This is a genomic window from Pseudarthrobacter sp. S9 (assembly GCF_050156545.1).
In the GTDB taxonomy this organism is placed as follows: domain Bacteria; phylum Actinomycetota; class Actinomycetes; order Actinomycetales; family Micrococcaceae; genus Arthrobacter.
Genome location: NZ_CP189576.1, coordinates 3,551,890 through 3,574,222 on the forward strand (window position 1 = coordinate 3,551,890; position 22,333 = coordinate 3,574,222).

20 protein-coding genes are annotated in these 22,333 nt (G+C 68.5%); 7 read left to right on the forward strand and 13 right to left on the reverse strand.

The window, feature by feature from the left end:
* Positions 1 to 16 precede the first annotated feature (16 nt).
* The 4 genes from ACQCSY_RS17100 to ACQCSY_RS17115 all read left to right on the forward strand — a co-directional run bounded on the left by ACQCSY_RS17100 (position 17) and on the right by ACQCSY_RS17115 (position 6,848).
* Positions 17 to 943: an MIP/aquaporin family protein gene (locus tag ACQCSY_RS17100; RefSeq protein WP_427130628.1), complete on the forward strand. Its 927-nt coding sequence runs from the start codon at positions 17 to 19 to the stop codon at positions 941 to 943.
* A gap of 104 nt (positions 944 to 1,047) precedes the next feature.
* On the forward strand, positions 1,048 to 2,256 hold the full coding sequence (locus ACQCSY_RS17105; RefSeq protein ID WP_427130630.1) for an exonuclease SbcCD subunit D: 1,209 nt from the start codon (positions 1,048 to 1,050) through the stop codon (positions 2,254 to 2,256).
* A complete protein-coding gene (locus ACQCSY_RS17110; RefSeq protein ID WP_427130632.1) occupies positions 2,253 to 5,345 on the forward strand; it encodes an AAA family ATPase in 3,093 nt (1,030 codons plus the stop codon). The genes ACQCSY_RS17105 and ACQCSY_RS17110 overlap by 4 nt, the downstream gene beginning before the upstream one ends.
* A 147-nt stretch (positions 5,346 to 5,492) precedes the next feature.
* Positions 5,493 to 6,848 carry an MFS transporter gene (locus ACQCSY_RS17115; protein WP_427130633.1) on the forward strand — a complete coding sequence of 452 codons (1,356 nt, stop codon included), beginning with the start codon at positions 5,493 to 5,495 and terminating at the stop codon, positions 6,846 to 6,848.
* A gap of 142 nt (positions 6,849 to 6,990) precedes the next feature.
* Here ACQCSY_RS17115 and ACQCSY_RS17120 read toward each other — a convergent pair whose 3' ends face one another.
* The 6 genes from ACQCSY_RS17120 to ACQCSY_RS17145 all read right to left on the reverse strand — a co-directional run bounded on the left by ACQCSY_RS17120 (position 6,991) and on the right by ACQCSY_RS17145 (position 10,886).
* Positions 6,991 to 7,356 carry a DUF202 domain-containing protein gene (locus ACQCSY_RS17120; RefSeq protein ID WP_427130635.1) on the reverse strand — a complete coding sequence of 122 codons (366 nt, stop codon included), beginning with the start codon at positions 7,354 to 7,356 and terminating at the stop codon, positions 6,991 to 6,993.
* Positions 7,353 to 7,676: a YidH family protein gene (locus ACQCSY_RS17125; RefSeq protein ID WP_427130637.1), complete on the reverse strand. Its 324-nt coding sequence runs from the start codon at positions 7,674 to 7,676 to the stop codon at positions 7,353 to 7,355. The genes ACQCSY_RS17120 and ACQCSY_RS17125 overlap by 4 nt, the downstream gene beginning before the upstream one ends.
* Before the next feature lie 29 nt (positions 7,677 to 7,705).
* Positions 7,706 to 8,689, reverse strand: a complete 984-nt coding sequence (locus ACQCSY_RS17130; protein ID WP_427130639.1) for a formylglycine-generating enzyme family protein — start codon at positions 8,687 to 8,689, stop codon at positions 7,706 to 7,708.
* A gap of 102 nt (positions 8,690 to 8,791) precedes the next feature.
* Positions 8,792 to 9,400, reverse strand: coding sequence for a TetR/AcrR family transcriptional regulator (locus tag ACQCSY_RS17135; protein ID WP_427130641.1), 609 nt, complete (start codon positions 9,398 to 9,400; stop codon positions 8,792 to 8,794).
* 169 nt (positions 9,401 to 9,569) lie between these two features.
* Positions 9,570 to 9,818: an aldehyde dehydrogenase family protein gene (locus ACQCSY_RS17140; RefSeq protein WP_427130643.1), complete on the reverse strand. Its 249-nt coding sequence runs from the start codon at positions 9,816 to 9,818 to the stop codon at positions 9,570 to 9,572.
* 108 nt (positions 9,819 to 9,926) lie between these two features.
* Complete coding sequence (locus ACQCSY_RS17145; RefSeq protein ID WP_427130645.1) at positions 9,927 to 10,886, reverse strand: helix-turn-helix domain-containing protein; 960 nt, start codon at positions 10,884 to 10,886, stop codon at positions 9,927 to 9,929.
* Between the two features lie 234 nt (positions 10,887 to 11,120).
* Here ACQCSY_RS17145 and ACQCSY_RS17150 point away from each other — a divergent pair, with 234 nt between their 5' ends.
* The gene (locus ACQCSY_RS17150; protein ID WP_427130647.1) at positions 11,121 to 12,620 is read left to right on the forward strand and encodes an APC family permease; all 1,500 of its coding nucleotides are present in this window, start codon (positions 11,121 to 11,123) and stop codon (positions 12,618 to 12,620) included.
* 31 nt (positions 12,621 to 12,651) lie between these two features.
* On the opposite strand, the gene ACQCSY_RS17155 is transcribed toward ACQCSY_RS17150, so the two are convergent.
* The 7 genes from ACQCSY_RS17155 to ACQCSY_RS17185 form a co-directional block, all read right to left on the reverse strand.
* Complete coding sequence (locus ACQCSY_RS17155; protein WP_427130648.1) at positions 12,652 to 13,461, reverse strand: HpcH/HpaI aldolase family protein; 810 nt, start codon at positions 13,459 to 13,461, stop codon at positions 12,652 to 12,654.
* A complete protein-coding gene (hpaH, locus tag ACQCSY_RS17160) occupies positions 13,446 to 14,231 on the reverse strand; it encodes a 2-oxo-hept-4-ene-1,7-dioate hydratase (protein ID WP_427130650.1) in 786 nt (261 codons plus the stop codon). The genes ACQCSY_RS17155 and hpaH overlap by 16 nt, the downstream gene beginning before the upstream one ends.
* 43 nt (positions 14,232 to 14,274) lie before the next feature.
* Positions 14,275 to 15,348 carry a 3,4-dihydroxyphenylacetate 2,3-dioxygenase gene (gene hpaD, locus ACQCSY_RS17165; protein WP_427130652.1) on the reverse strand — a complete coding sequence of 358 codons (1,074 nt, stop codon included), beginning with the start codon at positions 15,346 to 15,348 and terminating at the stop codon, positions 14,275 to 14,277.
* Positions 15,349 to 15,384: 36 nt separating this feature from the next.
* Positions 15,385 to 16,890, reverse strand: a complete 1,506-nt coding sequence (hpaE, locus tag ACQCSY_RS17170; protein ID WP_427130654.1) for a 5-carboxymethyl-2-hydroxymuconate semialdehyde dehydrogenase — start codon at positions 16,888 to 16,890, stop codon at positions 15,385 to 15,387.
* A gap of 49 nt (positions 16,891 to 16,939) precedes the next feature.
* The gene (locus ACQCSY_RS17175) at positions 16,940 to 17,626 is read right to left on the reverse strand and encodes a GntR family transcriptional regulator (RefSeq protein ID WP_427130656.1); all 687 of its coding nucleotides are present in this window, start codon (positions 17,624 to 17,626) and stop codon (positions 16,940 to 16,942) included.
* Positions 17,623 to 19,140, reverse strand: coding sequence for a fumarylacetoacetate hydrolase family protein (locus ACQCSY_RS17180; RefSeq protein ID WP_427130658.1), 1,518 nt, complete (start codon positions 19,138 to 19,140; stop codon positions 17,623 to 17,625). The genes ACQCSY_RS17175 and ACQCSY_RS17180 overlap by 4 nt, the downstream gene beginning before the upstream one ends.
* A gap of 114 nt (positions 19,141 to 19,254) precedes the next feature.
* Positions 19,255 to 19,971 carry an IclR family transcriptional regulator gene (locus ACQCSY_RS17185; protein WP_427130660.1) on the reverse strand — a complete coding sequence of 239 codons (717 nt, stop codon included), beginning with the start codon at positions 19,969 to 19,971 and terminating at the stop codon, positions 19,255 to 19,257.
* Between the two features lie 170 nt (positions 19,972 to 20,141).
* Here ACQCSY_RS17185 and ACQCSY_RS17190 point away from each other — a divergent pair, with 170 nt between their 5' ends.
* Entirely contained in the window at positions 20,142 to 20,678 is a 537-nt protein-coding gene (locus ACQCSY_RS17190; RefSeq protein ID WP_427130662.1) for a flavin reductase family protein, read from the forward strand.
* A gap of 65 nt (positions 20,679 to 20,743) precedes the next feature.
* Positions 20,744 to 22,198, forward strand: a complete 1,455-nt coding sequence (gene hpaB / locus ACQCSY_RS17195) for a 4-hydroxyphenylacetate 3-monooxygenase, oxygenase component (RefSeq protein WP_427130663.1) — start codon at positions 20,744 to 20,746, stop codon at positions 22,196 to 22,198.
* Positions 22,199 to 22,333: the final 135 nt, after the last annotated feature.

Consider the following 22,333-nt stretch of genomic DNA (forward strand, 5'->3'; position numbering starts at 1 on the left):
AAAGGAACTCCTGAACATGACCATGCCTGTGTCAGCCACCGAGGCGGGCGGCGCCCACCCGCCTGCCGTCCGCGACGATTCGCTCCGGCCCGGGCTCGCGGCCCGGCTGTCCGCCGAGGCCCTCGGGACACTCTTTGTCGTGGTCGCAGGCCTGGGCGTGCCCCTGTTCACCATTCCGCAGTCGAACCCGCTGTCCGCATCCCTGGCAGGGGGCCTGGCGCTGACGGCGGCGATGCTGGCCTTCGGTTACCTCTCCGGCGGCCACTTCAATCCGGCGGTCACCTTGGGCAACGCCATTGCCGGCCGCATCCGGCTGGTGGACGCCGCTGCCTACCTCGGCGCCCAGCTGGCGGGCGCGCTGCTCGGCGCCGTCACGCTCTTCGGCGTCCTCCGCACCGTCCCGAAGATCAACGACACCCGGGCCGCCTTTGACACCGTCGCCGCCGGTTTCGGCGAGCACTCCATCATCCAGGTCCCCATGGCCGGGGTCCTGCTGGTGGAGGTCCTCGGGGCCGCCCTGCTGGTGGCGGTCTACCTGGGCACCACCGCGGGCCGCAACCCGTCCAGGGCGGCGGCGCCGTTCGCCGTGGGCCTGACCATGGCCGTGCTGCTGCAGCTCGGCCAGGCGATCGGCAACGTGCCGTTCAACCCGGCCCGCGCCACGGCGTCGGCCGTCTTCAGCAGCGCCGACTCGCTGGGCCAGCTGTGGCTGTTCTGGGTGGCTCCGCTGGTGGGCGCGGCCGTCGCCGGACTGGTGTTCCGCGGATTCGCCCAGACGACAGCGGCTACCGTCCCGAACGCTGTGCCGCGCACGGTGCCGGAGCGGGACGACGAGCACGAGCCCGACGTCGATGACGGTTCCGCTGCGCCGGCCCCGGCCGTCCCCGCCCGCCCGGACGACGACGAGGCCCGCACCTTCTTCGACGGCAAGCGCGGGGAGTAGCACCACCCCGCGTTGCTGTTCCGAGGCGGCGGCACATTCGGTGACACTGCCGGTGACACTGCCGGTGGCGCAATAGTGTCAGTGGCAGCCGATACCGTAGGAGCATGCGGTTATTGCACACTTCGGACTGGCATCTGGGCCGGTCGTTCCACGGCGTCGGGATGCTCGACGCCCAGCGCGCCTTCGTAGACCAGCTCGTTGCCTTCGTACGGGACGAGGCGGTCGACGTCGTCCTCATCGCCGGTGACGTCTACGACCGCGCCCTGCCCGGAGTCGACGTCGTCGGTCTGCTCGACGACGCCCTGGTGCGCCTCACCGGCGCCGGCGCCCAGGTGGTCCTGACCAGCGGCAACCACGATTCGGCCATCCGGCTCGGGTTCGCGTCCCGGCTGCTGGAACGCGGGGGAGTGCACTTGCGCACGCGTCTGGCGGAGCTGGACCAGCCCGTGCTGTTCCCGCTCGACGGCAACGACGGCAACGACGGCAACAACAACAACAACGACAGCGGCGCCGGCCCCGTGCTGGCCGTCTACGGCATTCCCTGGCTGGAGCCCCGGCTGGTCGCCGGGCAGCTGGGCGTCGAGACCGCCAGCCATTTCGAGGTCACCCGCGCCGCAACGGAACGGATCCGGGCCGATCTGCGCAGACGGGCCGAAACCCGGACCGTCCATTCCGTGGTCCTGGCGCACACTTTCGCCAGCGGCGGGATCAGCTCGGACAGCGAACGGGACCTGAGTATAGGCGGCGTCGGCGCCGTGCCGCTGGATCTCTTCGACGGCTTCGGCTACACCGCGCTGGGCCATCTGCATGGCCGCCAGGAGCTGTCTGCCAGCGTGCGCTACTCCGGTTCGCCGCTTGCCTACTCTTTCTCCGAGGCGAAGCACAAGAAAGGCAGCTGGCTGGTGGACGTAGACGCGACCGGCATCGGCGAAGTCCGCGAGGTGCTGTGGGACGCGCCGCGAACTCTCGCCGTGCTGCGCGGGAGGCTGGAGGATCTGCTGGAGTCCGAGGACTTCGCCTGGGCCGAGGGCGCGTTCTGCCAGATCACGCTGACGGACGCCCAGCGCCCCGCGCAGGCGATGGACAGGCTGCGTGCACGCTTTCTCGACACCCTGGTGCTCGGATTCGACCCCGAAGGCGCCGGCGCCACGGCGAAGGCCAGCTACAGCAGCAGGCTCGCCGAGGCCGACGACGACCTCTCAGTCTGCTGCGGATTCCTGGAGCACGTCCGGGGCCGGAGCGCCACCGACGCCGAATCGGCCGTCCTCGCCGAAGCCCTCGAAGCCGTACGCCTGGAAGGGGTTTCCCTGTGAGGATTCACCGTCTCGAGATTTCCGCTTTCGGCCCGTTCGCCGCGACCGAGCGGATTGATTTCGACCGCCTCAGCGCCCATGGTCTGTTCCTGCTGAACGGTCCCACCGGTGCCGGCAAAACCAGCGTCCTGGACGCCATCTGTTTCGCCCTGTACGGCTCGGTGCCCGGGGCACGGCAGGACGGCAAGCGGCTGCGCAGCGACCACGCCGAGGCCGCCGCCGAGCCGCGCGTCACCTGCGAGTTCTCTGCACGCGGCCGGCATTTTGAAGTCTCCCGGACTCCCGCCTGGGACAAACCGAGTTCCAGGGGCAAGAACGGCTTCACCGTCCAGCAGGCCAACACGCTGCTGCGCGAACGTATTGGCGGCGCCTGGGTGGAGAAGTCCGGCCGGAATGATGAGGCCGGCGCGGAGATCGCCGATGTCCTGGGCATGAACCGGGACCAGTTCACCCGGGTGGTCATGCTGCCGCAGGGCGACTTCGCGGCCTTCCTCCGGTCCAAGGCCTCCGACCGCCTCGAACTGCTGCAAAGCCTGTTCGGCACCCAGCGCTTCGAAGCCGTGGAACAGGAATTGGCCCGGAAGGCGCAGATCGCCAAGACCGAGGTGGCAAGCCTCAACACCCGGCTCGAGCTGCTGCTGGCCCAGGCCGAGGCCGAAACCGAGGCCCTCGAACTCGATGCGGCCGAGGCCCCGGACCGGGACGCCCCCGATGCCCTGCTGGCCTGGCTGGAGGGCGCCGCCGCGTCCGCCGCGGACGAGCGCCGCGGCGCCGCCACAGAGGCCGAGCGGCTGAAGGCGGAACACGCGGCTCGGCTCGACGCCGCCACGGCCCGGGCAGCCCGCCAGGCCAAACTCGCCGCCGCGGAACGACGCCGGACAGACGCCGAGGCCGCCGCGCCCGTCCTGGGCGCAAAGATCGACAAGCTGGGCCTGCACCGCACAGCGGAAGTGCTCAGCGGCCAACTGCGGGCCGTGGAAAGCGCCGAAGCGTCCGAGGAGCTGGCGGCATCGGCCCTGGCCGGCGCCGCCCGGGAGCTGCGGACCGCGGCCCTCACGGACCCCGAGCTCACCGGCCTCAAACTCGCAGACCCGGACGGCACCGACCTGGAACGCTCAGACCCGGACGGCACCGACGACGCCGCCCCCGTCAAGAGCGAAGCCGTCCGAAGTGCCCTCGGGCGGGTGCGGTCCCTGCGGGCTGTCCTCGCGGAACGGCTGCCGGACGAGGCCAGGCTCGCCGGGATGACGGCCCGGACGAAGCAGCTGCGCACCACCCTGGCGCAACTGGAAGCGGCAAGCCGCTCCGGTGCAGCAGCCCTGGACGCCCTGCGCGCCGAATCGGCTCTGCTGCTCGCTGGCCTCCGGCCCCTCGAAGAACTCGCGGCGGAGGTCCAGCTGCGCGCCAAGGAGGCCGCCGCCGCGGAGGAGCTCGTGGCCATGGTCGGGCGCTATGTAGCGGCCGAGGCCGCATGCAGCGGCGTCGCGGAACGGCACAGAATTGCCCGGGACGAGCACCAGGACCGGCGCCAGCGCTGGCTCGACCTCCGCGAAGAACGGCTGGCCAACGCCGCCGCAGAGCTCGCCGTCCAACTGCTGTCCGGTGTTCCCTGCCCGGTGTGCGGCAGCCCGGAGCATCCGGCGCCCGCCCCGGCCGCCGCTTCCGCGCTGGCCGTTGCCGAGGCTGAGAAGAGCGCGCAGGACGCCAGCGAGGCAGCAGAAACGGCCCTGGCCGTGCTCGACCGCGAACTCGCCGACGCCCAGCAGGAAGTCGCCGTGCTGGCGGCACAGGGCGGCACCACAGCACCCGGGGAAGCCCGCTTCGACGCGGCCCTGGCCAGGGAACGTGCGGCCGAGGCCGGCCGCGCGGCAACGGACCTTGCCGCGAGCCGGGTCCGGCAAACCGAGCTGGAAGAGGAGATCGACGCCGCCGAACAGGCATGCGCGGCCGCCGCCTCCGGCATCGCGCAGACGGAATCGACGATCACCGAGGTCCAGGAACAGGCGGCTATCCTCGACCAAGCCCTCGAAAAGCTGCGCGCCGGCCACCCCGGCCTCGCGGACCGCATCGCCGGTCTCACCGGGACGGCGGCGGTCCTGGAACGGGCAGACACCGCACAATTGAGACTGGAACAGGCCGGGGCCCGCACCGCGGCCTCGCGCCAACAGCTGGACCTTGCACTTCCCGCAGCCGGCTTCGAATCCGCCGATGCCGCGCGGGCAGTGCTGCTGCCCCCGCTGGACGCGGCCGGGCTTGAAGCCGCCATCCGGGCCGGACAGGACGAAGCCGCAAAAATCCAGGAACTGTTCGCCGGTGAAGAACTCGCCCTGGCAGCCCGCGAACGGGAGTCCGAGGGCCCTGCCGGCAATGACGTCGTGGACCAGCTCCAGGCCACGGCCGCAGCGTCGGAACGCGCGGCCCGCGACGCCGTGCTCGCCTCCGGGCTGGCGGAAAAATCCGTGCGCACCCTGGGGCGCATCGCCGGTGACTATGCAGAACTCGCCGCCGCCGGGAGGGAGCCACGGGAACGGGCAGCCCTCCTGGCCGCCGTGGCCGACGCGGCGCGCGGCGCAGGGGACAACAACTACCGCATGAGCCTGAACAGTTATGTGCTCGCCGCCCGGCTTGAACAGGTGGCCTTCGCTGCTTCGGAGCGGCTGATCGGCATGAGCGACGGCCGCTACACCCTGCAGCACACCGATGCCAAGGCCGCCCGCGGCGCGAAGTCCGGGCTGGGCCTGGAGGTGGTGGACCAGTGGACCGGCCAGCGCCGGGACACCGCAACGCTGTCCGGCGGCGAGTCCTTCATGGCCTCGCTCGCCCTGGCCCTCGGCCTGGCGGACGTGGTCCAGCAGGAATCCGGCGGCGTGGACATCGAGACGCTCTTCGTTGATGAGGGTTTCGGCAGCCTCGACGAACAGGCCCTGGAACAGGTCATGGACGCCCTCGAAGGGCTCCGGGACGGCGGCCGGGTGGTCGGGCTCGTGAGCCATGTGGCAGAAATGAAACAACGCATCAGCACCCAGCTCCAAGTGGTCAAGGGGCGCAACGGCTCCACCGTGCACATTTCCGACGACGCGCAGGTCTGACCCGCGCAGGTCTGGCCCGCACAGGGCCGGTGCAGCCGCGGCAGCGAAACCGCCGCCGCGGCGGCCCCTTCGGCTATCATTGGACTGTTACCGGGTCGCGCGCATCGGGAGGAGGGACGATGCGCACCATTGAACGAACCCGGAATCATGAACCCTTCACCGTCGTCGCAGACGCCCGTTTCCGAGGCGTCCGTTTTCCCGGAACCTGTCGCGGCGCAGCGCACAGGCGGCCGCTTCGCCAGGCTCCCGCTCCTCGCCGGCCGCAGCTTCATCCCGCTGGGGCTCTTCGCGCGCCTTCCCGTGGCTATGCTCACCGTGGGCGCCCTCACCCTGGTCACCGCCGTCACAGGCTCATACGCCGCCGGCGGCATCTCTGCCGGTGCGGTCGGCATCGGCTCCGCGCTGGGGGCACCGGTCCTTGGCTTCCTGGCGGACCGGCTGGGCCAGCGCCCGGTCTTGTTGTTTGCCGCAATCTTCAACTCAGTGGCCGTCGTCGCCCTGATTCTTGCCGCCTACCTGGTCCCCGGCGGGCAGGACACGGTCACCGCCGTCCCCGTCCTGATCACCGCTTTCGTCGCCGGCGCCAGCTGCCCGCAGGTCGGCCCGCTCGCCCGGGTCCGCTGGATGGCGCTGACCTCCCGGGGCGGGCGCGGCGCCAACACCGCGGATCTGGATACGGCCCTGTCCTATGAAGGCACCGCCGACGAAGTGACATTCGTGCTGGGTCCGGCCCTGGTGGGCATCCTTGCCAGCCTGATCGCGCCGTGGCTGCCGCTGGCCCTCGCGGCCGTACTGACCGTTACCTTCGTGCCCGCCTTCGCCGTGCACCCCACGCATCACGTGGTGGTCCGCAGCCCGGCGAGGGCCGCGGCGGGCTCAGCGCAGGAAAAGGACCGGAAAGGCAGGACTGCGGGCCAGCGCGTCAGGACCCTGGCCGCCGTGGCTGTTCCCGTGCTGGCGATGGTCGGCATGGGCGCCTTCTTCGGCTCCACGCAGGCGTCCCTGAGTTCCTTCTCCGCCAGTTTCGCCAGGTCCGAGGTGGCGGGCCTGCTGTACGCGGTGATGGGACTCAGTTCCGCCGCGGCCGCCCTCTCGGTCGCATATTGGCCCCCGCGGTTCTCGGTGAATGCCCGCTGGCTGGCCTGCGCGGCGCTGATGGCAGGCCTCGCCCTCCTCCTGCTGCTGCCCTCGACGGTCCTGCCCATGATTCTGGTCCTCCTGGTCCTGGGCCTGCCCGTGGGACCGCTCATGGTCACGGTCTTCGCCATCGGCGGCCTAGTCGCCCCGGCCGGCAAGCTCGGCACCGTCATGACGGCATTGGCCAGCGGCATCGTCGCCGGCACGGCGCTCGGGTCCTCCATCGCGGGGCAGCTGGCGCAGAACCACGGCTACTCCGTCGCATTCCGCGTGCCCGTGTGCGCCGCGGCGGTGCTGTTCCTCCTCGGTGCGGCAGCCGCCGTCGTGCTTCTGCGACGGAAGAAGACGACGACGGCCGCAGCCTAACACCCGGATGCGCTATCACTTTTGGTGGCTTGGAGGCCCTCAGAGCGACCTTAAGTGATAGCGCATCGCCAGCAGGTCCCTTTTCAGCTGCATCCGAGTGGCCCGAGTTGCTGCGGAGCATGAACGAGCATGGCCGCGGTGCTTAGACCAGGGTGAGCACGATGGATGCTGCAACGGCGGCCGCCAGAGCCAGGACCGCGGCTGTGAGTATTCTCATCAGACCCGCGGGGGGCGCCGTGTTCGCTGAACGCAGGAGCCGGGTGCGGTAGATGATGCAGATGCTCAGAATTAGGGTGGTCAGTGCAGCGGTCGCCGCGGACAGGCCAAGACCGGTGGTCCGTGGGGCAAAGGTGCCTTCCGGCTGCTGGAGGGCTGCCAGCCAGGAACGCCAGATGAAGAAGTCGGCAACGATCAGGGCAAGATAGGTGCGGCGCCAGGCAAGCACCGTGCGTTCGGCCTGCAGCCCGGGGTCCCGCGATGAGTTAGGGTCCGGCTCCGGAAGTGTCATCGGCCCAACACGATCAGGACCGCGAAAGTGGCCGCGACGGCGGCCGCGACGGCTGCAACGACCGAAAGCAGCCAGGCGTGGGGCAGTTCCCGGTCGTGGCGCATGGCCTGTTCCTGCAGCGACCAGCGCCTGTATGCCTCCACGGCCAGCAGCGCGCCGATCAGGGCCAGGATCAGACACAGTGTGATCCGGACAGGGGCCGGGGCTATTTGCGGGGTCAGTTGATCGACGCCAATCGCTCCGGCGAGGACGGCCATCGCCGTACGGATCCAGGCGAGGAAAGTTCGCTCGTTGGCTAGGGAAAAGCGATAGTCAGGCATCCGCCCGGTCCTGCGCCATGCGGGTTCCTTCATCGTTGTTTCCTTCCGGCGTGGCTGGGCGGTTCTGCGGGCCGTTCCCGTCCGGCGACAGTGCGGAAGCCGCAGTTTCCGGCTGATGAATCGGGGGCGTTTGATGTTCTGGCGGAAACCCGGTATCGGCTGCAGTGGGAGTCGTGGCAGAGGTAGGAGCCGCCGCGGGTGACCCGGGCGGCTCCTTCTTCCGGGCCCCGAGGGTTGGTCGCGTCGGAGTGCCGGTAATAGGTCGGCGAGAACCAGTCCGAGCACCATTCCCAGACGTTGCCGCTCATTTCAAACAGGCCGAAGTCGTTGGGTGGAAAGGTCCGCGCGGGACAGGTTGTGAGAAAGCCGTCGTCAAGGGTGTTCCTCTCAGGGAACGTGCCCTGCCAGATGTTGGCCATGTGCTTTCCGTCCGGTGTCAGGTCATTGCCCCAGGGATATCGCCGGCCGGCGTGGCCTCCGCGGGCCGCATATTCATACTCAGCTTCCGTGGGCAGACGCCTGCCGGACCACGCGCAGTAGGCGAGGGCATCGTTGTAGGAAATGTGAACGACGGGGTGATCCCGGATGCCGTCGAGGTCTGAGCCACGCCCGCCCGGATGGGACCAGTCGGCGCCCCGGACCTCCAGCCACCACGGCGCCGACGGTGACCGGCCGAGAACATCGGAGGGCTCCGCTGCCAGGGCCTGGTGAAACACGGCGGAGGAGCCGAAGAGCTCGGCTTCGGTCCGGTATCCGGTCGCGGCGATGAACAGGTTGAACTGTTCGTTGGTGACGGCCGTGGCATCAATGATCAAGCCATCGAGCACCACGGGGTGCAGAAAGCCCTCCCCATCCGCCGGGTACCCCTCGCCGAACGCGTCCCCCATGATCATCCTTCCGCCCGGCACACGGACTTCATCCCATGGTCCAACGGAGTCGCGATTGTGTGCCGCGGGCAGGCCAAATGCAGCGGGCTTGTCCCGGCCGGGCCGTTCAGGCTGGCAACAGCTCATTTCCCTGTCCTCATTCTCTTCTTCCGTAACCCGGGCGCAGTGGCGTCGAAGCGTCCCCCAGGGCCTGGTCGGTTTCGGCGCCGCGGCGACCTCGGCGCACGTTCAGTACTCCAGGCTCCGCGCAAGCGAACGCGCCAGCAGCTCGACCAGCTGGCTCGACCTTTCATCGTCCGGGTCGGCCAGGTGCTGCATGCTGATTCCGTCCACCCCGGAAATGAACAGGCGGGTGATCTGTTCCAGGTTCGTCGGCTGCGGCTCACCGGCGGCTTCCGCGGCGGAGCTGAAGAGGTCGATGGTCGAGCTGATCCAGCCCTCATACATGGCCCGGTTAAGCTGCAGCGCCTGGGCCTCGTCGGCCGGATCCACCCGGATGCGCCGCAGCAGCAGCTCAAAGCTTGTGACCTGTTCGTGCGGGTTTGCCCGCATCCGCGCCCACACACGGAGCGCGTGCGCCTCAATCATGCGGGCCAGCCCGCGGCCGTCATTGGCGATCGGGGGGAGGGCCTGGGCATAGTCCCGGCTGAGGAAGTGGTAGACCTCTTGCAGCAGCTCGTCCTTGTTGCGGAAGCAGTAATGCAGGGCCGCAAGCGGCGCCTGCGCCTCGCTCGCAATCCGGCGGGTCGTGGCCGCGGCCACCCCGTCGCTCGCGATGACCCTGGCGGCCGCCCGGACAAACTGCAGCCGCCGATCGTCGACGGAAACTCTGACCATGGCGTCCTCCCCAATGTATCGGTGTTCATCCTATGCCTGCCGTGACAGGCCCTTGGAACTGCCCTCGAGGACCGTCGAAACGGGGCCGCAAAAGTTTCTTCCAAAGGACCTAGTCAAATGACTAAGTCAAGCGACATACTTATGCGATAAGAGTAACGCAGATCACGCATCAAATCAGGGCCGCGCGCTGGACCGGGAGCAGGTCACGCCAGGCCGGGTTGTTGAAGGCGGCGCGGGCGGAGTTGACGGCGTCGTCCACATCGGCGCCGCTCGCGAAGGCCACCTCGTCCAGGACTTCCTCCGTTGCGGGGTTGATCGTGGGGATGTAACCACCCGTCGACTCGACCCATTCGCCATCGATGAACAGCTTCGTTGCCCTGGCTTGTCCCGCCTTCCAAACAGCCGCGGGTACCGCCATTGGCACCGCTCCTGCACTGAGTATTCACACGTCGGGGGGTCCCGTCTTGTCTGGCAGCGAAGAGGCCTTGACATCCCGGGAATGCTTGCCGTCCGCCGGGCCCAGTGGCTAGGGGTTGTTGCGGTAGCCCGTGGGGGACTGGCCATACGCCGCCCGGAACACCCGGCTGAAATGCGCCGCGTCGGTGAAGCCCCAGCGCGCGGCGATTGCCGTGACGGGGCGATCCGCCAGGACGGGGTCGCGCAGGTCACGACGGCAGCGCTCGAGCCGGCGCTGGCGGATGGAGGCCGCCACGGTGGTGCCGATTTCCTGGAAGAGATCGTTCATGTGCCGGGTCGAGATGAAATGGGCAGCCGCGATCGAGGAGGGGCTCAGCCCCGGATCACCCAGCTGAGACTCAATGTAGTCGTGGATTCTGGCGAGCAGCAGCTCGTGCGGGCTCCGGCCGGCGTCGATCTTCATGTCCAGCTCGCCGTTGAACAGGGTCGTGACCAGATCCACCGCGTTGTGCGCCAGCCGCAGCCCGTTACTGCCGGAGAGTGCTTCCAGGTTGTCCGCCAGCCGGACCATGAAGGGGCTGATGAGGCTGCCGAGGCCCTCGTCGCCGGGCATCCGGACGGCCGTAAGCCAGCCGACCGCCTCGACCGGCAGGTCGATCAGGCTGTGCGGGAACATCAGGACCAGGGTCCGGAAATCACCGTCGAAAGAGAGCGTGTAGGGGCGGTTGGTGTCGTAGATGGCCAGGTCCCCGGGGTGCAGCACGGCCTCGCGGTTGTCCTGGACGAGCCGTCCCGTGCCCTCGAGCTGGATGCTGAGCTTGAAAAATTTTCGGTCAGTCTTGGCGATCAGCGCGGGCGTGCGGGCCACAGTGTGCCGGGCCGCCGTGACCTCGACGACGGAGATCTGTCCCAGGACGCGGGAGCGCAGCCGGCCATGGAAGCCCCCGGGGCGATCCGTGTAGGCCTTGAGCGGGACGAAGGATTCCGAGATGACCCGGCTCCAGTCCTGAAAATCATCCGCCACTGAGGTCTGGACCGAGGTGGAGCCGGCATCCGCCAGGGTGGTCATCAAACTCCTTCTTTGCAGCCCGCCCACCGCGCCGGCCAGCGGCCGGCCAAATGTGAGCTTGCCAACAATTCTACATTGGAGGGCCCGGGGTCGCCCGGACTCGAGCCCGGCGGCGTGCGTGCTTCGACAACCATCGTTCCCTGTGAGACAAGTCACAACCGGCCCATCGGGGGCAGGATGGCAGTACGGCCGTGCTTGGGAAATGGCGGCCCGGACCCACGACAGGAGACCACCATGAGTGTTGACGCCCCCAGCAAAGGCCCGGCCGTCACGACACCGCACAACAAACGCCGCCTGGGTGTGCCTGCGGTGAGCTTCATGATCATCGCCGCCTCGGCGCCGCTGACCGTGCTCGCCGGCGGGGTGACGACGACGTTCGCAGTCACGGGCGTCACGGGGGTCCCGCTGTCCTTCCTGCTGCTTGGGCTGGTCCTGGCGCTATTCGCCGTCGGCTACGCGGCCATGAGCCGCTATGTCACGAACGCGGGCGCCTTCTACGCCTACATTGCGCAGGGCATCTCCCGGCCCGTGGGCATCGGTGCGTCCCTCGTGGCGCTTATGGCCTACAACCTCATGCAGGTAGGCATCTATGGTCTCTTCGGCTTCACGGTCTCCTCCCTGCTGAGCGCGCGCCTTGGCGTCAGCGTTCCCTGGTGGATCCCGGTGCTCGTGTGCATCGCGATCGTGGCCTTCCTCGGCGTCAATCGCGTGGATCTCTCGGCCAAGGTCCTGGGCCTGCTGGTCGGGCTGGAGTTCCTCGTGGTCATCGTCTACGACGTGCTGTCCTTCGCCGTCGCCCCGCAGGGTTTCAGCGTCGAGGCGCTCAGCCCCGCAAGCCTCTTCGTGCCGGGCATCGGCGCCGTCCTGTCCTTCGGCATTGCGGCCTTCATGGGCTTCGAATCGGCGGCCATCTACGGCGAGGAATCCAAGGACCCCAAGCACACCGTCGCCCGGGCCACCTATGTTGCCGTCGGCATCATCTCGGTGTTCTATGCGTTGTCCTCCTGGGCCATGACGGTCGGCACGGGGCCGGGCGCCGTCGTCGAGACCTCCACGACGGAGGGACCTGCACTGATCTTCAACTTCCTGGGCGCCCATGGGGGCGTCGTGCTGAGTGACATTGCCCAGCTGCTCTTCGTCACGAGCCTCTTCGCGGCCCTCGTGAGCTTCCACAACGCCGTGGCCCGGTACTTCTTCTCGCTCGGCCGGGAGCGGGTCATCCCGCCGTTCCTGGCGGCCGTTCGCCGACACAGCGGGGCCCCCTTCGCCGGATCGCTCGCGCAGACCGCGATCGCCGTCGTCGTGACCATGGCCTTCGCCGTGGCGGGCTCCGGCTCCGAGCTGGGAGAGCTGTACCCCGTGCTGACGATGTTCACCTGGCTCACGAACGACGGCGCGATGGGCCTCGTGCTGCTCATGGCGATCGTCTCGCTCTCCGTTATCGGCTTCTTCCGCCGGAAGCGGCGCGAGGTGAGCCTGTGGGCCCGGCTCATCGCGCCGATCCTCGGCCTGGTCCTGCTGGGAGCCGTCTTCGTCCTGATCCTGCTGAACTTCAACGTGCTGCTGGGCCAGAGCGAATCCACGGCCGCGACCCTCATCCTGCCGGCGCTCATTGTGCTGCCCGGGCTCGCCGGCGTGGTCTGGGGCCTGTATCTGCGCGGGGCGCGGCCGGAGGTCTACCGGAAGGTGGGCCACGGCGAAGAGGGGTCGATCCACCTGCTCGCGGAGGACTGAGAACAGCACGTCCCGGGCGCGGCGCCCGGATCTAGTAACTTGCCGGTTGGTCGTTGCCCGTCGGCCGGAGATAGCTCGCGGCCAGCGCCTCGGATCCGCGAGCCAGGATCGCGACGTCGGCGCCGACCAGGATGAAGTCGACGCCCTCCTCGAGATAGCGGCGGGCCGTGGCCTCGGCGAAGGCGTTGACCCCCACAGGTTTGCCGGCAGCCTTGACGGCGGCGATGGTGCGTTCGACGGCGGCGACGACATCGGGATGGTCCTGCCGGCCCAGCAGCCCCATCGAGGCGGCCAGATCGGATGGCCCCACAAAGACCGCGTCGATGCCCTCGGTGCCGGCGATGGCCGCGGCGTTCTCCACGGCCTCCACCGATTCGATCTGCACCATCACGGTGACGGTGTCCGAGGCCCGGCCCAGATAGTCCGGAATGCGGTTCCACCGGGCGGAGCGGGCCAGCGCCGAGCCCACGCCGCGGACGCCCAGCGGCGGGTAGTGCGCCGCCGCGACGGCGGCAGCGGCGTCGTCTGCCGTGTGGACCATGGGGATGAGCAGCGACTGCACGCCCAGGTCCAGGTATTGCTTGATCAGCACGGCGTCGTTCACGGGAGGGCGGACGACGGCGGTGCCCGGGTATCCGCGGACGGCCTGCAGCTGGGCCAGGATGGACTCCAGCCCGTTGGGGCTGTGCTCGGCGTCGATCAGCAGCCAGTCCAGGCCCGCACCGGCGCAGATTTCTGCCACGAGCGGACTGCCGGAACAGACCCACATTCCGGCCAGCGGGCGGTCGGCGGCGGCAAGTGCGTCCTTGAAGGACGGGTCGGGTTCTATTCGAAACGGCATGTGATGGTGCCCAGCTTTCCGTAGTCGGCAAACACTGTGTCCCCTGCATGGACCCACATGGGGCGGGTGAACGAGCCGGCCAGAATGATCTCGCCGGCCTTGAGCGTGTCCCCGTGCGGGGCAATCTTGTTGGCCAGCCAATAGACGCCCGCGGCGGGGTGGTTCAGCACGCCGGCGGCCACCCCCGTCTCCTCCACCGTCTGGTTCTTGTAGAGGATGGCGGCCACCCAGCGCAGGTCGATGTCCGCCGGCCGGACGGGGTTCCCGCCCACCACCATGGCACCCATCGCGGCGTTGTCGCTGATGGTGTCCACAATGGTCCGGCCCTCCATTTCGATCCGCGAATCCAGGATCTCCAGCGCCGGAACCACATATTCGGTGGCCCGCAGGACGTCGAACAGGGTGGCGCTGGGTCCGCTGATGTCCTCTTTGAGCAGGAAGGCCAGCTCCACCTCGATCCGCGGGTGGGTGTACTGGTCCCACTGCACGGTAGTGCCGTTGTCCAGGATCATGTCGTCAAAAATGATCCCGTAGTCCGGCTCGCTGATGCCCGTGGCGTACTGCATGGCTTTGGAGGTCAGGCCGATCTTGCGTCCGGCCAGGGTGCGGCCGTTGGCCTCGCAGCGCTGCCGCCACAGATTCTGTACCCGGTAGGAATCCTCCACCGTCATCTCCGGATACCGCGCAGTCAGCCTCTTCACCGGCGTGCGGGTGCGGCCGGCGTCCACCAGCTCGTCCGCGATGGCGGTGATGGTGTTCTCGTCAAGCATCGTGTCCCTCCCTGTCTGGATAGCACTGTCTGGATAGCGGTCGTTAGAGCTGGGTGCCCACCTTGAAGCCGCGCTCCTCGCCGGGCTCGCGGGTGTAGGAGAAGCCATCGGCCCCCACGGTCACGGCCATTTCGCTGCTGTCCGTGCGCAGCACCACCGGCTGCGGGTTTCCGTCCAGGTCCAGCACGAGGGAGGCCTCGGTGTACCAGCTGGGCACCACCGGGTTGCCCCACCAGTCGCGGCGCTGGTTGTCGTGGACGTCCCAGGTGACGGTGGGGTTGTCCGGGTCGCCGGTGTAGTAGTCCTGCGTGTAGATCTCGATGCGGTGGCCGTCCGGATCCAGGACGTAGAGGTAGAAGGCGTTGGAGACGCCGTGCCGGCCGGGGCCGCGCTCGATCCGGTCCGAGATGCGCAGCGCGCCCATCTTGTCGCAGATCTGGATGATGTTGTGCTTCTCGTGCGTGGCAAAGGCGACGTGGTGCATGCGCGGGCCATCGCCGCCGGTCAGGGCGGTGTCGTGCACGGTCTGCTTGCGGTGCATCCAGGCCGCGTAGGTGACGCCGTCGGAGTCCTTGATGTCCTCCGAGACGCGGAAGCCCAGATCCTCCAGGTAGGCCCGGCCGCGCGGAACGTCGGGGGTGACCTGGTTGAAGTGGTCCAAGCGGACCAGCTCGCCGGCGGTGTAGAGGTCGTAGCGTCGGGTCAGGCGCTCCACATGCTCGGTCTCGTAGAAGAACTCGTAGGGGAAGCCCAGCGGATCCTCCACGCGGACGGTGTCGCCGATGCCCTTGCTGAAGCCGTCCTTGCGGCGCTCGGTGCGGCAGCCCAGCTCCTTGTAGTAGGCCTCGGCGGCGTCCACCTCGGCGGGGGACTTCACCCGGTAGGCAAAGGCGGCGACCGCGGCCACCGGACCCTTGCGCAGCACCAGGTTGTGGTGGATGAACTCCTCCAGGGAGCGCAGGTAGATGGCGTTCTCGTCCTCCTCGGTGACGTGCAGGCCCAGCACGTCAACATAGAATTCGCGGGACTTGGCCAGGTCGGTGACCACCAGGTCCATGTAGGCGCAGCGGACGATGTCCGGTGCCGGGACGCTGGGGGTGGGCAGGAAGTTGGTCATGGCGTGGTTCTCCTTCAACGTTGAAGTGTGGCTGTTCTAGTGGCTGGCGGAAGCGCCGAATTTGGGGGTGTGCACGGTGCCCAGGGTGATGTGGACGGCCTGCTGGTCGGTGTAGAAATCGATCGAGCGGTAGCCGCCCTCGTGGCCCAGCCCGGAGGCCTTGACCCCGCCGAACGGGGTGCGCAGGTCGCGGACGTTGTGGCTGTTCAGCCACACCATGCCGGCCTCCACGTCCTGGGCGAAGTTGTGCGCCCGGGTCAGGTCCTGCGTCCAGATGTATGCGGCCAAACCGTACTTGACGCCGTTGGCCAGCGCCAGGGCCTCCTCGTCGGAATCGAACGGCGTGATCGCGACGACGGGGCCGAAGATCTCCTCCTGGAAGATCCGCGCGTCGGGCTTCACATCCGCAAAGACGGTGGGGGCCACGTAGTTGCCCGTCTCCAGCCCCTCCGGCCGTCCGCCGCCGGCCAGCAGCCGGCCCTCGCCCTTGCCGATCTCCACGTAGGACATCACCTTGTCGTAGTGCTCCGGGTGGACCAGGGCGCCCACCTCGGTGGCCTGATCGTGCGGATCGCCGACGACGATGTTCTTCGCCCGGGCGGCGTACTTCTCGCAGAATTCGTCGTAGATGCCGCGCTCCACCAGGATCCGCGAACCCGCCGTGCAGCGCTCGCCGTTGAGCGAGAACACCCCGAACAGGGCCGAATCGATGGCGGCATCCACATCGGCGTCGGCGAACACCACGCAGGGGCTCTTGCCGCCCAGCTCCATCGACAGGCCCTTCAGATTGGCCGCCGCGTTGCGGAAGATGGTCTGCCCCGTGGTGGTCTCGCCCGTGAAGGAGATGAGCGGCACGCCGGGGTGCTTGACGAGCGCGTCGCCGGCCTCCTCGCCCAGGCCGTTGACCAGGTTGAAGACGCCGTCCGGCACCCCGGCGTCCTTGAAGATCGTGGCCCACAAGCTCGCGGAGAGCGGCGTGAATTCGGCAGGCTTGAGCACTACGGTGCAGCCCGAGGCCAGCGCCGGGGCCAGCTTCCATGATTCCAGCATGAACGGGGTGTTCCAGGGGGTGATGAGCCCCGCGACGCCGATCGGCTTGCGGTTGACATAGTTGATCTGGGCGCCGGGGACCTTCATGGCGTCGTCGAACTGGGCCACGATGAGGTCGGCGAAGAAGCGGAAATTCTCGGCCGCGCGCTGCGCCTGACCGCGTGCCTGGGTGATCGGCAGGCCTGTGTCGAAGGTTTCCAGCTCGGCGAGCCGGTGCTCCTGGGCGACGACGGCGTCGGCGATCCTGTTGAGCACCCGGGAGCGCTCGCGGGCCTTCATCCGGGGCCAGGGGCCGTTCTTGAAGGCATCGCTCGCGGCGGCGACGGCGAGGTCGATGTCCTCGGCCTGGCCGGCGGCGGCGGTGGCGTAGTTGGTGTTGGAGACCGGGTCCAGCACATCAAAGGTCTTGCCGCTGACGGAGTCAACAAATTCGCCGTTGATGTAGTGCTGGATGTGGGTGGGGAGGTTGTCGGGGAGGTAATGCTCAGCCATGGAATTTGTCCTTTGCGTCTGCACGGTGGGCGGGATGGGGGGAGGGAGTCTAGTAGAGCTGGGCGAGGGCAGCCGGGGCATCGGCGCGGCTGTGGGCAAGGTAGGCGTCCAGGGTGGCGGCGCGGTGTGCGCGGGCGGCGCGTTCGACGTCGTCGGCCTGGGCGCCGTTCTCCAGCAGCACCAGCAGTGCCTCGTGTTCCGCGACGGACTCCCGGGCGCGGCCGGGGACGTAACTGAAGGTGGAGGACCGCAGGGCCTGCAGCCGGTTCCAGCCGCGGTGCACGAGGTCCAGGATGTGCGGGTTGGGGCAGTGCTCGAAGAGGACGCTGTGGAACTCCAGGTTCAGGCTCGTGAACCTGACCGGATCGAAGTCCTCGAGGCAATCGCGCATCAGGGCATTGATCCGGCGGGCGCGGGCGATGTCCGCGGCGGAGATGAGCGGTGCGGACAGGGCGGTGGCGGCGCCTTCGACGATGCTCAGCGTCTGCATCGTGTAGAGGTATTCGGTGGGTTCGATCCCGGCCACGGTGGCGCCCACATTGCGCTCGAACACCACGAAGCGCTCGGCTTCGAGCCTGCGGATGGCTTCCCTGACCGGGACCACGCTGACGCCGAGGTCATCGGCGATCTTGGCGAGCACGAGGCGGTAGCCGGGGGAGTAGTCGCCGCTGAGGATGCTGGCCTTGATCGCGGCGTAGGCCTGCTCGGACTTGCTGGTGGTTGCCGGGGTGCTCACGGTGCTGGTCGCCGTCCGCCCTGTTCGCGGGCGGTGGCCCAATCGCGGTACTTTTCCTGCCATTGCGCGTTCATGGGGTAAAGCCCGTCCACGCTGTGCCCGTCGGCGACCATCTCGGCGATGTAGGTTTCCTCAGCCTCCTGGACGAGGGCGTCGTCGGCGACCTCTTCGGCGAGGGCCGGCGGGATGACAAGGACGCCGTCGGCGTCGCCCACGATGATGTCCCCGGGCTGCACGGTGGCGCCGCCGCAGGAGATGGTCAGGTCCACGTCCCAGGGGATGTGGCGCCGGCCGAGGACGGCGGGGTGGGCGTTGGCGAAGTAGGTGGGCATCCCAAGGGCGCCGACGGCGGTGACGTCGCGGACGCCGCCGTCGGTGATGATGGCCACCGCTCCGTTGACTTCTGCGCGGAGGGCCAGGATGTCCCCGACCGTGCCGGTGCCCTTCTCGCCGCGGGCTTCCATCACGAGGATCTCGCCCTCCTGCAGTGAGTCGATGGCGCGCTTCTGTGCGTTGAAGCCGCCGCCGTGGGTCTTGAACAGGTCCTCACGGTTGGGCACGTAGCGCAGGGTCCTGGCGACGCCGACCACCTTCCGGTCCGGCCGGGTGGAGTGCAGGCCGTCGATGCTGACGTTGTTGAGGCCGCGCTTGCGCAGCTGGGAGCTCAGGGTTGCCGTGGCCACGGATTCCAGTTTGGCTTTCAGCTCCGGGGTCAGCACCGTTTCCGGCCCGGGCGCCGGGGCCGGAGCGGCCGCCGGTTTTCCCGGAGCCGGGGCTGCTTGCGGGGTGCCGTAGGCCTCGGCCCGCTGGGTCTCGTCGGTGCGCGGCCTGGCGCCGAAGTCCGCGAGCGGCACCGTGCCCTGGACCACCGTCGTGGACAGCCGGCCGGTGCTGAGGCCGGTGCCCGGGGCATCGACTTGAACGTCCATCACATCTCCCGGCTGGGCGACGGAGGCCCCGGCAGGGGTGCCCGTCAGGATGATGTCGCCCGGCTCGAGGGTGAGCAGCTGGGACAGGTCCGCGACGAGCCGCGCGAACGGGAACAGCAGGGTGCCGGTGGTGTCCTCCTGGACCAGCTCGCCGTTGAGCCAGGTGCGGAGGCGGAGGGCGGCGGGGTCAACGTCGCGGGCAGAGAGAAGCGCCGGGCCCACGGGGGTGAAGCCGTCGCCGCCCTTGGAACGGAGGTTGGAGCCCTTGTCCGCGTAGCGGAGATCGTAGACGCCGAGATCGTTGGACGCCGTGACGAAGCCGACGTGGTCCCAGGCGTCCTCGACGGATACGCGACGGGCCCGCGTGCCGATAACCAGGGCCACTTCGCCCTCGAAAGCCAGCAGTTCGCAGCCCTCGGGGCGTTCCACCATGCTGCCGCTGAGGCTCAGCGAGGAGGAGGGCTTCAGGAAGTAAGACGGCTGTTCGGGGGTGCGGCCGCGCTGGGCGGCGCGGCTGGGGTAGTTGATGTGCACGGCGATGACCTTGCCTGCGGCGGCCAGGGTGTCCTGCGAAAGCTCATCCATCGCATCTCCTCATTGAGTATGAAATCGTATACGATACAAACTGCCTGAATGCGGGTCGATTGTCAAGGCCCCGGCGGCGGCGCAAGGCCCCGGCGGGGCCGGCCCAAGCAGGCCTCAGCCCAGCTGGCCCTCTATGCGCCCAGCGCTCGCGGTCAGTGCCGCGGCAACCTCTTCAGAGTTCTGGGCCGCCCGGATGTAAACGACGCCGAGGGCAGCCGGCCGCCCGCCCGGCACCCGGACAGGCACGGCGAGGGAGGAGACCCCTGCGATCACTTCGTCATGGCTGGCGGCGAAGCCGCGGCGGCGGGCCTCGGCCGCCTCGGCGCGGTAGGCGATCCCGGGTGCCAGGGCGTTCCATTCCTGTTCCGAAAACGCCGACTGGATGGCGATGCCGGGGGCGCCTGCGTTGATCGGGTGGCGCGAGCCGGGGTGCTGGACCACAGCGGCTCCCGTGTGCCGCGGATCCACGGTGACCAGGGTGACGCAGTCCTCGCGGTCCCAGACTGCCACGAAGGCGCTCATCGTCAGCGCGTTCGCCAGCTGGGTCAACTCCGGCAGGGCCGCCGTCTGCAGGCTGCGTGACACGCCCCGGGCCAGGACCGCGAGGCCGGGGCCGGGCTGGACCCGGCCGCCGTCGTCGCGCACCAGCAGGGAGTGGTCCTCCAGGGTGCGCAGGATGCGATACGCCACGGAGCGGTGGACGCCCATGGCGTCCGCGAGTTCGGCGATCGTCAATGGCTGCTGGGCTTCGGCGAGGATTTCCAGCGCCCGGATGCCGCGGGACAGCGTCTGGGACGGGGATGCCTGGGCGCTGCCGGCGGTCGGGGTCATGGTGTCCATCCTAGATGTGCGGGCTCGGGTGCACTGCCGGGAGACCGGGCCCGCAACCGGCGGCCCTTGTGTTCCGGCCCACAGTGCGCTAGCGTTCTATATGAGAACTACATGTTCGATTATAGAACACTCCCAACCAAACCGCCATCACCAAACGCAAGGGATCAACGATGATTGCCAAGCCCCGCGCCGAAGCCGCTCCGGTCGTCCCGGGCCGGACCTCGGCACCCCGCGCCCACCACTTCCGCGGCAGCCTGGGGCGGTTCGCCACCGGCGTCGCGATTGTGACCTTCGACGGCGTCACCAAGCGCCACGGCATCACCGTGAACTCCTTCACCTCGGTGTCCATGGACCCGCCGCTGGTGCTGGTGAGCATCGCCCGCACCACGAAGGCACACGATGAACTCGCCGGCCGGCCCTTCACCGTGAACATCCTCGGCGCCGAACAGCGGCAGCTGGCGATGCACTTCGCCGGCCGCCCCGGACCGGAGCCGCTCTGGGTGGAAGGCGAAACGGCGCCGCGGCTGTCCAATGTGCTCGCCCACTTCGAATGCAAGCCCTGGGCGGCGTACGACGGCGGCGACCACACGCTGTACATCGGCGAGGTGGTGGACTTCAACTACCGCAACGGCGATGCCCTGGCCTTCGCCAACAGCACTTTCACCACCATCCCGGAAAGCCAGCTGGGCATGGAAGACCTGCTCTGACCACCCCGCCTTACAGAACCACGCCTTATAGACAAAACAGCTCAAAGACGACTGGAGAAACAACAATGGGTATCCGTACCGGACAGCAGTACCTGGACAAGCTCAACTCGATGACCCCGCACGTGGTGATCGACGGCGAGGTGGTCAGTGACAAGATCGCCGAGCACCCGGCCTTCCGCAACGTGGCGCGCTCGTACGCCAAGCTCTTCGATATGCAGCACGATCCCGAATACCAGGAAGCGCTGACCTACACCTCGCCCACCACCGGCGACCTTGTGAATGCCTCCTTCCTGGTGCCGAAGACGGTCGAGGACCTCAAGCGCCGGCGACGCGCCATCTCCACTTGGGCCGAGTCCTCCAACGGCTTCCTTGGGCGCTCCGGCGACTACATGAACTCTTCGCTCACCGCTCTAAGCACGGCCGAGAAGTGGTTCTCCCAGGCCGATCCCAAGTTCGCCGAAAACATCCGCAACTACTACGTGTGGGCCCGCGAAAACGACGTCCTCGCCACGCACACCCTGATCCCGCCGCAGGTCAACCGCTCGGTGTCCGGCTCCGAACAGCTCGGCGGCCAGCTGTCGGCCCGCATTGTGGAGGAGCGCGAGGACGGCATCGTGATCCACGGCGCGCGCATGCTCGCCACCATCGCCCCGATCGCGGACGAGCTGCTCGTCTTCCCTTCCACGGTGCTCCGCGGAACCCCCGAGGACGCCCCGTACTCCTACGCCTTCGCCATCCCCAACGATGCGCCGGGCCTGCGCTACCTCTGCCGCACCTCGCTCTACAACGGCGGCAGCACCCACGACGAGCCGCTGGCCTCGCGCTACGAGGAAATGGACGCCGTCGCGATCTTCGACAACGTGTTCGTCCCCAACGAGCGCATCTTTATGCTCGGCAACCCGCAGCTCTGCAACGGCTTCTACGCCGAAACCGGCGCCGGCGCGCTCATGACGCACCAGGTGGTCACCCGCACCATCGCCAAGAGCGAGTTTTTCCTGGGCCTGGCCTCCGAGCTGGCCGACTCGATCGGCATCGACGGCTTCCAGCACATCCAGGAGGACATCGCCGAGCTGATCGTCGACGTCGAGATCGGCCGGGCCCTGGTCCGCGCCTCCGAGGCCGACGCCGAGCTCAACGAGGCCGGCGTCATGCTGCCGAAGTGGTCCACGCTCAACGCCGCCCGGAACTGGTACCCGAAGATCGCCCAGCGGTTTCCGCAGATCATCCGGAAGTTCTCCGCCTCCGGCCTCATGGCCCTGCCCGGCGAGGCGGACGTCAACAGCGAGGCCCGCGCGGACATCGAGATGTACCTGCAGGGCAAGACCCTCACGGGACCCGAGCGCGTCCGGCTGTTCAAGCTGGCCTTCGACGCCTCGATTTCCGGGTTCTCCGGACGCCAGTCGCTGTACGAGTACTTCTTCTTCGGCGACCCGGTCCGCATGGCCGGCGCCCTGGTGAACAGCTATGACCGCGAACCGGTCCGGGCCAGGGTCCGCGAACTGCTCAACCGCGCGGACTGAGATACGTGGACTGAGACACGTGGACTGAAGCAGTTGTCCGCGCCGCCGCCCGGAACGGAACAAGGGCCGGGGTGCAGCGAAAGCTGGGCCCCGGCCCCTGTTCCGCCGTCAAGTATTTTGGGGGCGTATTTTTGG

Coding starts and splice junctions, on each gene's coding strand:
- hpaD (WP_427130652.1), bottom strand. CDS start 15,348: ATGACCAACTTCCTGCCCACCCCCAGCGTCCCGGCACCGGACATCGTC.
- ACQCSY_RS17130 (WP_427130639.1), bottom strand. CDS start 8,689: ATGAGCTGTTGCCAGCCTGAACGGCCCGGCCGGGACAAGCCCGCTGCA.
- ACQCSY_RS17185 (WP_427130660.1), bottom strand. CDS start 19,971: ATGACCCCGACCGCCGGCAGCGCCCAGGCATCCCCGTCCCAGACGCTG.
- hpaB (WP_427130663.1), top strand. CDS start 20,744: ATGGGTATCCGTACCGGACAGCAGTACCTGGACAAGCTCAACTCGATG.
- ACQCSY_RS17125 (WP_427130637.1), bottom strand. CDS start 7,676: ATGCCTGACTATCGCTTTTCCCTAGCCAACGAGCGAACTTTCCTCGCC.
- ACQCSY_RS17100 (WP_427130628.1), top strand. CDS start 17: ATGACCATGCCTGTGTCAGCCACCGAGGCGGGCGGCGCCCACCCGCCT.
- ACQCSY_RS17155 (WP_427130648.1), bottom strand. CDS start 13,461: ATGCCGTTTCGAATAGAACCCGACCCGTCCTTCAAGGACGCACTTGCC.
- ACQCSY_RS17140 (WP_427130643.1), bottom strand. CDS start 9,818: ATGGCGGTACCCGCGGCTGTTTGGAAGGCGGGACAAGCCAGGGCAACG.
- ACQCSY_RS17145 (WP_427130645.1), bottom strand. CDS start 10,886: ATGACCACCCTGGCGGATGCCGGCTCCACCTCGGTCCAGACCTCAGTG.
- ACQCSY_RS17115 (WP_427130633.1), top strand. CDS start 5,493: ATGAACCCTTCACCGTCGTCGCAGACGCCCGTTTCCGAGGCGTCCGTT.
- ACQCSY_RS17190 (WP_427130662.1), top strand. CDS start 20,142: ATGATTGCCAAGCCCCGCGCCGAAGCCGCTCCGGTCGTCCCGGGCCGG.
- ACQCSY_RS17105 (WP_427130630.1), top strand. CDS start 1,048: ATGCGGTTATTGCACACTTCGGACTGGCATCTGGGCCGGTCGTTCCAC.
- hpaE (WP_427130654.1), bottom strand. CDS start 16,890: ATGGCTGAGCATTACCTCCCCGACAACCTCCCCACCCACATCCAGCAC.
- ACQCSY_RS17120 (WP_427130635.1), bottom strand. CDS start 7,356: ATGACACTTCCGGAGCCGGACCCTAACTCATCGCGGGACCCCGGGCTG.
- ACQCSY_RS17150 (WP_427130647.1), top strand. CDS start 11,121: ATGAGTGTTGACGCCCCCAGCAAAGGCCCGGCCGTCACGACACCGCAC.
- ACQCSY_RS17180 (WP_427130658.1), bottom strand. CDS start 19,140: ATGGATGAGCTTTCGCAGGACACCCTGGCCGCCGCAGGCAAGGTCATC.
- hpaH (WP_427130650.1), bottom strand. CDS start 14,231: ATGCTTGACGAGAACACCATCACCGCCATCGCGGACGAGCTGGTGGAC.
- ACQCSY_RS17135 (WP_427130641.1), bottom strand. CDS start 9,400: ATGGTCAGAGTTTCCGTCGACGATCGGCGGCTGCAGTTTGTCCGGGCG.